Raw genomic sequence first — 11,968 nt, 5'->3', positions numbered from 1 at the left:
TGGAATTGCCTTATCAGCATTATCAATAAAAATAACGTTTTATATCGACTATAATGGCGTCTGTCTAAAAGCGCCGGGATTTTGAGAGGATTGTTTGAATGGCTTATGTTGTCACTGAAAATTGTATTCAATGCAAATACACCGATTGCGTGGATGTTTGCCCGGTCGATTGCTTTGTAGAGGGCCCCAACTTTCTGGCAATCAACCCTGACGAATGCATTGATTGCACCCTGTGTGTTGCCGAGTGCCCTGCTGAAGCGATTTACGCAGAAGATGATGTCCCTGCTGACCAGCAGGAATTCATTGCCCTGAATGCACGCCTGTCCGCTATCTGGCCCACCATTACTGGCCGCAAGGATCCACTGCCTGACGCTGACACCAATAACGGCAAAGCTGGCAAGCGCGATCTGCTGGTCGAATAGTTTTAGCCCGGATGTTTAAGGCCTTGCCCGTCATGGCCAAAAAAAGCCAAGCCCCTGTTGGGGCTTTTGCTTTTGGCACTCGGCCGTGGGCAACCGTCACCACTCATGTGATGCATAAGCCCTCACCGCTTACCCGCTCGCGCATGACGCCCGCCACATCATAGATAGCGCCCACATGAGCCATCGCAACGCCCAAGAGGTGCTGGAAAGCATATTCGGTTACAACCAGTTCCGAGGCCCCCAGCAAGACGTCGTTGAACATCTGGCGCAAGGTGGCGATGCGCTGGTGTTGATGCCCACGGGTGGTGGGAAATCACTGTGTTATCAGATTCCCGCGCTGTTGCGTCCTGGCCTGGCGATTGTCGTCTCGCCACTGATCGCGCTCATGCAGAATCAGGTCGAGGCATTGCAGCAGCTTGGCGTGGAAGCTGCGTTCCTCAACTCCAGCCTGCAGGCAGATGCCGCCTATCAACTGCAGCAACGCATCCTTTCCGGTGACATCAAGATTCTGTATGTGGCGCCGGAACGCCTGATGCTGAGCAGCTTTCTTTCATTGCTGGACGAAGTGCAGGCGCACATCGGCCTTGCGCTGTTTGCCATTGATGAAGCGCACTGCGTCTCGCAATGGGGGCATGATTTCCGTCCGGAATACCGCCAGCTCACGATATTGCATGAGCGATTCCCCGATGTGCCACGGGTAGCCCTCACCGCCACAGCGGACGCCCCTACCCGCGCCGAAATCATCGAGCGGCTTAACCTTGAGCATGCCCGCCAGTTCATCTCCAGCTTTGACCGCCCGAATATTCGCTACCGCATTGTGCTGAAAAACAATGCGCGCCAGCAGCTGGAGCAATTCCTTGAAACCGAGCACCCCAACGACGCTGGCATCGTATATTGCCTGTCGCGGCGCAAGGTAGATGAAACCGCCGCCTGGCTGCAAAGCCGCGGTTGGAATGCCCTGCCTTACCATGCTGGCCTTGATGCCGCGACGCGAGAAAAGCATCAACGCCAGTTCCTGCGCGAAGAAGGCATCATCATGGTGGCGACCATCGCCTTTGGCATGGGCATAGACAAACCCAATGTGCGCTTCGTGGCGCATCTGGACCTGCCGAAAAGCATGGAAAGCTATTACCAGGAAACCGGCCGCGCCGGGCGCGATGGCCTGCAAGCCAATGCCTGGATGGCCTATGGACTGGGCGATGTAGTCTCGATGCGGCAAATGCTGGACTCGGGCGATGCGCCAGAAGAACGCAAACGCGTGGAGCGACAGAAACTGGATGCCCTGCTCGGCTTTTGCGAGGCCACCGGCTGCCGCCATCAGGGCATATTGCGCTACTTTGGCGAAGCCCACCCTGGCGATTGCGCCCAGTGCGACAACTGCCTGACACCGCCGGAGACCTGGAATGCCACCGAAGCCGCCCGCATGGCGCTCTCCTGCGTGTATCGCACCGGGCAGCGCTTTGGCACGGGGCATCTGATTGATATCCTGATCGGCAAAGTGACGCCGCAAGTGGAGAGATTCAACCATCAGCAAGTCAGCACCTTTGGCATAGGCAAGCAATACAGCGTGGCGCAATGGAGCAGCGTATTCCGGCAACTGGCAGCCAGCGGTTTGCTTGAGGTCGATATTGCGGCCTATGGGGGGTTGCGCCTGACCGAGGCAGCGCGCCCTGTATTGCGCGGTGAATGTGAAGTCTGGCAACGTCAGGACCCGACCCCTGCAGGCAACCGCATGAGTAAGGCCGAGCGCAGCTCCCGTGCCAAGGAAGCCTTTGCAGGCGCGCAAGATGATCCCTTATGGCAAGCGCTGCGTGCCAAACGCATGGAACTCGCCAAGGAGCAAGGTGTGCCGCCTTATGTCATCTTCCATGACAGCACCTTGCTGGAAATTCTCAACCGCAAACCGCAGAGCCTGACCGAGCTGGGCCAGATAGGCGGCGTGGGGCAAGCCAAGCTGGCACGCTACGGCGACGATTTCCTGAAAGTATTGGAAGACCACGCCTGAGTATCAGGACCGCCTATCCTCCGCCGTTATTGGCATGTCGATCGTTAGCTACATTCGTGTAAACGCCAGATACCTCTTGGCGAGAACTGTTGACTACTTCGCCTGACTGACAGGATCGCCTGGTGGAGACCACACCAGGCTGGCGCGCGTGACCAGAAACCCCAGTAGCAAATACCCCGCCATACCCAAGGCCAATCCGGCGGGATGATGCCAGAGCAAGGGGATCAGCAAACCGGCAGAGACGGTTGCCAGCAACATCTGCATGAATGCCTGGCCAGACGATGCGGTGCCGCGCAATTTTGGCATGCGGTCCAATGCGGCAATCGACAGGTTGGGCAACACCAACGCAGAGCCTATGTTATAGAGCACAATGGGGGCGATATTCCATAAAGGCTGCGGTGGCAGCAACCAGCACACCAGCATATTCAATATGGCGGCCATCGCCATCCAGCCATATCCCAGGTGAATGATGTGGTGCGCACTATAGCGACCGGCACTGTGGCGAGCCAGGTAGGAGCCGAGCATCATGCCGCAAACAGTCGGGATGAACATCCAGCCAAACTGCTGCGGCCCAAGACCAAGGTGCTCGACCAGAAAGACCGGTGCCGCCAGCACATACACAAAAAACCCCGCAAAATTGGCGCCCACGGCGACGACCAGTTTCAGATATTCCCTATCGCCAAATACCTGGGCATAGCCCTGCCAAACGGCCTGCGCCGAAAGTGGACGGCGCTTTTCGGGCGGCATGGTTTCCGGTAGCCAACGCTGCACACACAGCATGGCGAGCACTGCATACAAAGCCAGAAACACAAAAATAGCCTGCCAGTGTATCCCCAGCAGCCAGCCACCCATGATGGGCGCTATCGCGGGTGCCAGGCCAAACATCATCTGCAGTTGCGCCATCACCCGCTGCGCCATCACGCCTTCAAACAGATCGCGCACCATGGCCCGCGCCACCACATTGCCCGCGCCTGCGGATAGCCCCTGAATCACCCGAAAGAACCACAGGGTTTCTACATTGCTGGCAAATGCGCAGCCGATGGACGCCAGCGTAAAGATGCCCAACCCGATATAAATCGTCCGCAAGCGACCAATCGCATCTGAAATCGCGCCATGCCAGAGTGTCATCAAGGCATATGGCAACAGATAGGCGGTGAGACTTTGCTGGATGGCCAGATTGTCGGTATGAAAATCCTGCGCCAGCGTATGAAATGCTGGCAGGTAGGTATCAATGGTGAATGGCGCCAGCGCAGCCAGGCCAGCCAGCAGGAATGACAAGGTAAGAGCGGAGGCTTTATGCATGTGGGTAATTATATGAGGTGTGTGACATCCATGGAGCACAAAAAAGCGCGCTGGGGAGCAACGCGCTTTTCTGACTGACTATGCTGACACAGGCGATTACCAATTGCTGATCGCCCTGGTGTTATGGCAAGGCATGAAACTCCTTGACCAGTTCGGGGGCTTCGCCAGCGGCAATACGCCGCGAGTTTTTGTCATTGCGGAAGACAATGGGCTGCGCCTGCAATTGCGGGTTCTTGGCATCCTCAATCGCTTTTTCAATCAGATGGTGATTGGGCGACAGCGTACATACCGGGTCAGCGCTCTCTGCATCGCCTGACAACAGGAAGGCCTGGCATCGACAGCCACCCAGATCCTTTTCTTTTTCCGGGCAACTGCGACATGGCTCTTTCATCCAGTCATCGCCACGGTATTTATTGAATGCCGGCGACTCTTTCCACGCCCACTCCAAGCCATGTTCACGCACATTGGGGAATGCCATGCCCGGCAATACGCGGGCAGAATGGCAAGGCAGCACATCGCCATTGGCGGTCACAATCATGAATACCTCGCCCCAGCCGTTCATGCATTTCTTGGGACGATCCGAGAAGTAATCCGGCACCACGAAGAAAATCTTCATCTTGTTGCCGACCTTTTGACGGAACTCATTGGTGATCATCTCGGCATGATCAATCTGTTCCTTGGTCGGCATCAGCTGGCTACGGTTGATCAGCGACCAGCCGTAGTACTGCGTATTGGCGAGCTCGACATAATCCGCGCCCAGAGCCTCGGCCATCTCCAGAATTTCCTTGATATGGCCGATGTTGTAGCGATGGATCACCACATTCAGCACCATGGGGTAGCCATGGCCCTTGATCATGGCCGCTACCTTTTTCTTCAGCTCAAAGGTTTTGGTGTTGGTAATGAAGTTGTTGATCTCTTCAGTAATGTCATGCATGGAGAGCTGGATATGATCCAGCCCGCCTTCTTTGAATTCCTGTATGCGTTTTTCCGTGAGGCCTACACCGGAGGTGATCAGGTTGCTGTAATAGCCCAGCTGGCGCGCTTCGCGCACGATGTCTTCAATATCATCACGCAACAGCGGCTCGCCGCCGGAGATACCCAGCTGCAGCGCCCCCATTTTGCGCGCATCGCGCAGGGCCTGTATCCACTGTTCGGTGGTCAGCTCATTCTGGGTGTGCTTGTCGTAATCGGTCGGGTTATAGCAAAACGCGCAATGCAGCGGGCAGCGATAAGTGACTTCGGCCAGCAGCCACAGGGGCTGGGTGTTGGTTTTGGAGGCGGCGACGCCGTTATTGCCTGTAGTAGTCATGATGACGCTCCTTGCAACCTTAGTTTTGCAACCTTAAGTTTTTAAACATTAGTTGCGTTTTTCCAGCCAGGCTTTTTCAAGCGCCAGCTGGAGCATGGCGAGAATGTCAGCCTCAATATCCGTGGCATCCGGGAAAGCCTGTTGCAGCTCGGTGACAATATCCGCAACGGTTTTATTGCCATCCACCCGTTTGATCACTTCACCGGCGCCGCCATTAAGCTTGATCATGCCTTCGGGGAACAACAGCACATAGCATTGCTGCGCCTCTTCCCACTGAAAGCGGTAGTGGCGGGCCAGACTGTAAATATCAGCGGGGTTGACGGAGGTAGTCACGATCTTCAACCTTAATATCGGTAGAGGCCAGCATGATGGCGTCAGCAATGACCCACAGCACGTCCAGCTTGAATTGGAGAATATCCAGCGCCTTTTCCTGCATTTCACGGCTCTGGCTGAAGTAGTCCAGCGTCACCGCCAAACCCTGCTCCACATCGCGGCGGGCTTCGGTCAGACGCTTCTTGAAATAAATCAGGCCTTCTTCCTTTACCCAGGGATACATGCTGGGCCAGGAACTGATGCGTTGCTGGTGAATGTGCGGCGCAAACAGCTCGGTCAGTGACGAACACACCGACTCCTGCCATGGACGCTGACGGGCAAAATTGATATAGGCATCCACGGCAAAACGGACGCCAGGACTGACCAATCGCAGCGAAGTCACATCCTCACGCGTCAGGCCAACGGCCTCGCCCAGCTTGATCCAGGCTTCAATACCGCCTTCGGCAGTGCCATCACCATCATGGTCGATAATGCGCTGTATCCAGCCTTTGCGGATTTCCTTGTCCGGGCAGTTGGACATGATGGCCGCGTCTTTTTGCGGAATACCGATCTGGTAATAAAAGCGGTTAGCCACCCAGCATTGCAGCTGCTCGCGGGTGAGCTTGCCCTCATACATCATCACGTGGAAGGGATGATAGATATGGTAACCCTTGCCCTTCTCACGCAGCTTTTCCTCAAACTCTTCACGACTCCATGGTGCACTCATGATGATCTCCGTCTATCTTGGTATTTTTATAATCTGGGTTTTATAAAACGATATCCATACCGTCATAGGCAACTTCAATGCCATGACGTTCCAGCTCGGCCCGCTCGGCGGAGTCCTCCCGCAGAATCGGGTTGGTATTGTTGATGTGAATCAGCACCTTGCGGGCTTTCTTGTAGGGAGACAAGGCTTCCATCATGCCACCCTCGCCTGACTGTGGCAGGTGGCCGATGCTGCGGGCTGTCTTGGTCATTAGGCCCATGTCGATCATTTCGGTATTGGTCCAGAATGTGCCATCCACCATGATGCAGTCTGCCTGCTCCAGCAAGGGTGGCAGGTGTGGCTCAATCTCGCCCAAGCCCGGGGAATACCAGCACTTCTTGCCAGTATTGGTGTCTTCGATCAGCACGCCTATGGTGTCACCTGGGTGTGGATCATTACGATGCGGCGAATACGGTGGCGCCGCGCTTTTGAGGGCAACGGCCGTAAAGCGCAGGTTGGCAGCGCCGGGGATTTCAAAGGTCGTTTGTCCATCCACCGCAATTGGATGATGATTGACGCCGCAATAATGCCCCAGGATATTCAACAAGGGATTACCCGTGGTCAGATCCTGATACACCATGTCGGTACACCAGATTTCACGCTTCACCTGGCCCTCGCGCAACATCAGCAGACCAGTGGTGTGATCGATCTGGGCGTCGATCAGCACAATGCCCACAATACCGCTGTCGCGAATCGCGCGGGCGGGCTGTAAAGGCGGGAATTCCTGGATTTGCTGCAGAATATCGGGAGAGGTATTGAACAATACCCAGTTGATGCCATCGCCACTCACGCAGATGGAAGATTGGGTACGACGTTTGGCCTTGATCGTGCCTTTGCGCAAGCCATCACAATTGGGACAGTTGCAGTTCCACTGCGGAAAGCCGCCGCCAGCGCCAGCGCCTAGTACATGAATTTGCATGCTTGTTCTTCTCTCTCAAAACTGGATGCGGGGTCTTTGTTTTAATTTCCAGATCCCCGTTGGATGATGCCTGAATACTCTCACAAAACAGCACTCAGGCATCATTCAGTACAAGTCGGGCCGGAATCCCGGCCCGTCTTGCGTAACCTGCAAGCAATCGAATTAGCGATTGCAAACGTACATGGTTACTTCAAAGCCGAAACGCATTTCAGTAGCTTCTGGTTTGGTCCACATGTTGATTCTCCTTAATTATGGGTTTGAAACACTGGCATCAACCGCATGTTGCTTGGCTTGCGTTGATGTGTAGTCATTGTGCATCTCCCTTACTCAAGGCAACAGGGCAAAAACAACCAAAGCATGCTCATGATAATCATGAAGTCTGGTACCGAAAATGCGCGCAACGCGACTATTCATGCGGTATTCAGGCGATGCTGCGTCCCAGGATTCCGGCAATGCCCCGCAACTCGCCCATCAGCGTTTGCAACTCTTGCGGGTTCAGCGCCTGATCAGCATCGCACCAGGCATCGCAGGGGCTGGGGTGCATTTCGACCAGCAAGCCATCGGCCCCGGCCGCCACGGCCGCCCGCGACAAGGCGGGCACCATCCAGGCTTTGCCGCCGGCATGTGATGGGTCCACAATCACCGGCAAATGGGTTTCCTTTTTAAGCACGGGAATCGCTGTCACATCCAGCACATTGCGGTAGGCCGTTTCAAAGGTGCGTATGCCGCGCTCGCAGAAAATAATATTGTGATTGCCACCGGCGGCAATATATTCAGCGGCCATCAACCATTCGCTGATGGTGGCCGACATGCCACGCTTGAGGATGACCGGCACGTTAATGCGCCCCACCTCTTTCAGTAGATCAAAATTCTGCATATTGCGCGTACCGATCTGTATCACATCCACGCCATAGTCCATGAACATAGGCAATTGCCGCACATCCATAAGCTCGGTCACGATAGGCAGATTCTCGGCATCTGCCGCCTGTCGGAACATCTCCAGCCCTTCCACCCCCGTGCCTTGAAAGGTATAAGGACTGGTACGGGGTTTGAATGCGCCGCCGCGCATCAATCGCACGCCGGCCGCTTTCACTGCGCTGGCAGATGCCGCCATCTGTTCAGGCGTTTCCACCGAGCAAGGGCCCGCAATAACTTGCACTTGCGAGCCACCTAGCGGAATCCCACGGATATGGATGACGGTGTCCTCAGGATGCCACTCCCGCGCCACGATTTTATAAGGCTTGAGAATATGCAGTGCCTGCTCAACGCCAGCCATGGTCTCAAACATGACCTGATCCAGCTTGCGCTCATCACCAATCGCGCCAATCACGGTACGCTCGGTGCCGCGGGATACATTCACCCCCAGCCCCTGCTCTTCAATGCGTGCCACAATGGCGGCCACATCGCGATCACTCGCCTCCCGGTGCATGACAATAATCATCGTGCTTTCCTCATGACGTCACTCTTTGGCGATCAGCCACGGCAGATGGACTCCAGTACTTGCAAGAAGCGGGCATTCTCGTCAAACAGACCGATACTGACGCGCAGGTAATCCGGCATTTCGTACGCCGCGATCGGACGTACGATCACCCCTTGCTGCAATAGCTGCTGATAGACCTTGCCAGCCTCGGCAATCTTGAAGCTGACAAAGTTGCCATGCGATGGAATGTACTCTAGGCCCAGGGCATGCAGCCCCTGAGTGATTTGCGCCATGCCGGCCTGATTGAGGGCAAAGCTGCGCAGGACAAACTCCTCATCATCCAGCGCCGCCACAGCAGCAGCCTGAGCAATACTGTTCACATTAAATGGCTGGCGCACGCGATTCATCATGTCAGCCACATCCGGCGAGGCCATGCCAAAACCGATGCGCAACCCGGCCAGGCCATAGGCCTTGGAAAAGGTACGCGAAATAATCAGGTTCTCAAACTTGCCCAACCAGTTGATGGCTTCCGATTTGTGATCAAGCGCAAGGTACTCATCATATGCCTCATCCAGCACCACCAATACCTCGCGTGGCAAACTGGCGATAAAGTCATGCAGCGCCTGCTTGCCCAGTAACGTACCTGTGGGGTTATTCGGATTGGCAATGAACACCATGCGGGTACGAGGTGTCACAGCTGCCCGCATCGCAGTAAGATCGTGACCAAAATTCACTGCAGGAACCGTAACGCCTTTTGCTCCTACTGCCTGGGTCACCAGAGCATAGACCGCGAAGGCATGCTGTGAATACACAGCCTCTGTTCCGGCATGCAGAAAAGCCCGCGCAGCCAATTCCAGAATGTCGTTGGAACCATTACCGAAGACCAGTTGGTCAGGCTTGACCGCAAATTTGCTACAAACAGCATCGCGCAACGCGAAACTGTTGCCATCTGGATAGCGGGCAATATCATGCAAGGCTTCCTCTATGGCCATGCGGGCCTTGGAACCTACACCTAAAGGATTTTCATTGGAGGCAAGCTTGATGATGTTTTCAGGCTGCAAACCCATTTCCCGTGCCAGATCACTGATCGGTTTTCCTGGCTGGTAAGGGGCAATGGAGCGGATATAAGCGGGTGCGAGATCGCACATTCTAGTCACGATAAACCTCTTGCTGTTAGGTCAAAAAAATAAAAAGCGGCCAGGCCGCTACTTGCATGCCGTTAGCGGGCCAGTCTTAATCCATGGCAGCTACCGCAATGCCATCCTTGCTCATGCGTTTGACATGATACATGGCCTGGTCAGCACGGCGCACCACATCAATCGCCGTGGCATGTGGGTACGGGAACATGCAGATACCGATACTGGCAGACACTGAATTGCTATTGAATGCATTGATGGAGGTGAGCGGTATGCGCAACTGCTGCAACAACTTATGGGCAAAAGCCTCCGCCTCCTCCTGGGTCTGGATATCCTTGGCGAGCACGAAAAATTCGTCCCCACCTAGTCTTGCCAAGGTATCGGCCTCGCGCATGACATTCTTGAAGCGCGCCGACACCTCTTTCAACACCATATCGCCTACGGCATGTCCATAGGTGTCGTTGATCGGCTTGAATTTATCCAGGTCTATGAATAATCCGGCGCATACCTGGCTGTTACGCGAAGCGTAGTGGATGGCCTGCTCGATGCGATCGTGTAGCAGCTCACGATTGGGCAGGCCCGTCAGCCGGTCGTGCAGGGCGCGCTCCTGCTGCAGATAACGTTCGTTATCCAACTCTTTTTCGCGCAGGAAAAGTTGACGACTTTGCTTTTCATTCATGTAGCTGGCAAAGGCACCAATGATATTCGCCGAGATGATGAAAAAATCATAACTGGTCATATCCAGGTTTGGCATGTCACGCAAGCCCCAGAACAGCAGATTGAAAATCAGCAGCAGCAGGACAGAAACACCCGTGGCATACACAAAACGCAAGCCGGAAAAGGTATGGCACCAGAAGGTGATGATAATGAGGCCGGCATAGTAAAAATTGATGGCATCTGGCGGCAGATAACTCATCTTGGCAAACAACCCGATGCCCGCAAACAAGCCGGTGATGCCAATTAACTGCTGGTGATAACGGGTGAATTTTTTGGTGAAGCTGATGGCAAACACGGCAAACCCGATCATGAGCACCATGGTGCGCACATACCAGACCTTGATCACGGCCTCTGGCGTGACAAACAGCACATCCAGAAAGCCATACAAGCCGTACATGACCGCGCCAAGCAGCAAGCCCATGCGCGCCTGGCCTTTGACCGAGGGCATCAGGTAATGCAGATAGAGCGTTTCAAGCCGTTTGTTGATGAAACTAAGGGACCACGGGTGCAGGCTTGCAGATCGCAAAATGTCTCGACTGATAAGCATAGGCCTCGAATCGTGTTTAGTTGATGATTACATCATATAACTGCAACGGGATAAGAACCTAATACCTTGAGCATGGATGCCCGCTTTTTAAGCTCTTCCAAGGCTTGTGACACTGAAGCATCGAGATGGTGCCCTTCAACATCGACAAAAAACACATACTCCCACATGCCGATTTTCGAAGGGCGGGATTCAAATTTGGTCATGCTGACCTGATACTCGGCAAGAGGGGCCAGCAAGGAAACCACCGCACCTGGAACGTTTTTGGCGGCAATCACGAGTGAGGTCTTGTCCTGACCAGACGGGGCGACATCGTGATTGGCAAGAATAAGAAACCGCGTGGTATTGCGTGGATCATCTTCGATGCTGGCGGCAAGCACTTGTAAATCAAACAGCTCGGCAGCACGCTTGCTGGCAATCGCCGCGACACCTTGGCCTGCGGATGCATGTTTGGCGAGACGTGCAGCCTCGGCATTGCTGACAACGGCCTGGCGCTCAGCATGCGGCAAATACCGGTTCAGCCACTCATGGCATTGTCCCAGCGATTGCGCGTGGGAATAAACGATCTTGATATCATTGAGGTCAGCCGCCGTTGACAGCAGATTGTGATGCACAGGCAGCTCAATCTCACCACAAATATGCAGACTGGTCGCCATCAGTAGATCCAGTGTGCGGCCAACCGCGCCTTCGGTCGAGTTTTCTACCGGCACGACCCCATAATCTGCTGCCCCAGACTCCACCATGCGGAAGACTTCATCAATCGAAACACACTCCATGGGCGATGTCAGGCCACCAAACTGCTTGTTGGCTGCCTCTTCACTGAAGGTGCCTACCGGCCCCAGAAAAGCGACGGTGAGCTCTTTTTCCAGCGCACGGCAATTGGACATGACACCCCGAAAAATGGCAGTCACGGCTTCAGCAGATAACGGTCCCTGATTGGCATCCAGCAAACGGCGCAACACCTGCGCTTCACGTTCTGGGCGATAGATGGGACCGCCATTTTTCAGGGTACCGATTTCACGTGCCAGACGCGCACGGGCATTGACCAGCTCCAACAACTGGAGATCAATGGCATCAATCTGGTCACGACATTGTTTGAGTTGGTCGCTCATGAAT

The 11,968-nt window shown here is 54.8% G+C and carries 12 protein-coding genes; 2 read left to right on the top strand and 10 right to left on the bottom strand.

Annotated elements, in window-relative coordinates; all coding sequences use genetic code 11:
* Nucleotides 1-98 precede the first annotated feature (98 nt).
* The gene (fdxA, locus tag LG203_RS03000) at nt 99-422 is read left to right on the top strand and encodes a ferredoxin FdxA (RefSeq protein ID WP_230344431.1); all 324 of its coding nucleotides are present in this window, start codon (nt 99-101) and stop codon (nt 420-422) included.
* Nucleotides 423-597: 175 nt separating this feature from the next.
* A complete protein-coding gene (gene recQ / locus LG203_RS02995; RefSeq protein ID WP_230344430.1) occupies nt 598-2,427 on the top strand; it encodes a DNA helicase RecQ in 1,830 nt (609 codons plus the stop codon).
* A gap of 93 nt (nt 2,428-2,520) precedes the next feature.
* Here the strand turns inward: recQ and LG203_RS02990 are convergent, their stop codons facing one another.
* The 10 genes from LG203_RS02990 to pheA form a co-directional block, all read right to left on the bottom strand.
* Nucleotides 2,521-3,729, bottom strand: a complete 1,209-nt coding sequence (locus LG203_RS02990) for a multidrug effflux MFS transporter (protein ID WP_230344429.1) — start codon at nt 3,727-3,729, stop codon at nt 2,521-2,523.
* Between the two features lie 121 nt (nt 3,730-3,850).
* On the bottom strand, nt 3,851-5,038 hold the full coding sequence (gene pqqE / locus LG203_RS02985; RefSeq protein WP_015830203.1) for a pyrroloquinoline quinone biosynthesis protein PqqE: 1,188 nt from the start codon (nt 5,036-5,038) through the stop codon (nt 3,851-3,853).
* Between the two features lie 48 nt (nt 5,039-5,086).
* Nucleotides 5,087-5,371 carry a pyrroloquinoline quinone biosynthesis peptide chaperone PqqD gene (gene pqqD, locus LG203_RS02980; RefSeq protein WP_230344428.1) on the bottom strand — a complete coding sequence of 95 codons (285 nt, stop codon included), beginning with the start codon at nt 5,369-5,371 and terminating at the stop codon, nt 5,087-5,089.
* The gene (gene pqqC / locus LG203_RS02975; RefSeq protein ID WP_013442369.1) at nt 5,346-6,077 is read right to left on the bottom strand and encodes a pyrroloquinoline-quinone synthase PqqC; all 732 of its coding nucleotides are present in this window, start codon (nt 6,075-6,077) and stop codon (nt 5,346-5,348) included. The genes pqqD and pqqC overlap by 26 nt, the downstream gene beginning before the upstream one ends.
* A gap of 40 nt (nt 6,078-6,117) precedes the next feature.
* Nucleotides 6,118-7,035 carry a pyrroloquinoline quinone biosynthesis protein PqqB gene (gene pqqB / locus LG203_RS02970; protein WP_230344427.1) on the bottom strand — a complete coding sequence of 306 codons (918 nt, stop codon included), beginning with the start codon at nt 7,033-7,035 and terminating at the stop codon, nt 6,118-6,120.
* A gap of 162 nt (nt 7,036-7,197) precedes the next feature.
* Nucleotides 7,198-7,269: a pyrroloquinoline quinone precursor peptide PqqA gene (gene pqqA, locus LG203_RS02965; protein WP_013440845.1), complete on the bottom strand. Its 72-nt coding sequence runs from the start codon at nt 7,267-7,269 to the stop codon at nt 7,198-7,200.
* A gap of 187 nt (nt 7,270-7,456) precedes the next feature.
* On the bottom strand, nt 7,457-8,476 hold the full coding sequence (aroF, locus tag LG203_RS02960) for a 3-deoxy-7-phosphoheptulonate synthase (RefSeq protein ID WP_230344426.1): 1,020 nt from the start codon (nt 8,474-8,476) through the stop codon (nt 7,457-7,459).
* Nucleotides 8,477-8,508: 32 nt separating this feature from the next.
* Entirely contained in the window at nt 8,509-9,603 is a 1,095-nt protein-coding gene (gene hisC, locus LG203_RS02955; protein ID WP_230345021.1) for a histidinol-phosphate transaminase, read from the bottom strand.
* A gap of 85 nt (nt 9,604-9,688) precedes the next feature.
* Nucleotides 9,689-10,855, bottom strand: a complete 1,167-nt coding sequence (locus LG203_RS02950; protein WP_230344425.1) for a GGDEF domain-containing protein — start codon at nt 10,853-10,855, stop codon at nt 9,689-9,691.
* Nucleotides 10,856-10,887: 32 nt separating this feature from the next.
* Entirely contained in the window at nt 10,888-11,964 is a 1,077-nt protein-coding gene (pheA, locus tag LG203_RS02945) for a prephenate dehydratase (RefSeq protein WP_230344424.1), read from the bottom strand.
* Nucleotides 11,965-11,968 lie beyond the last annotated feature (4 nt).

The sequence above is a fragment of the Methylovorus mays genome, from assembly GCF_020531915.1.
GTDB lineage: Bacteria > Pseudomonadota > Gammaproteobacteria > Burkholderiales > Methylophilaceae > Methylovorus > Methylovorus mays.
Note: the sequence above shows the minus strand (reverse complement) of the source record. Positions and strands in the feature narration are given on the sequence as shown.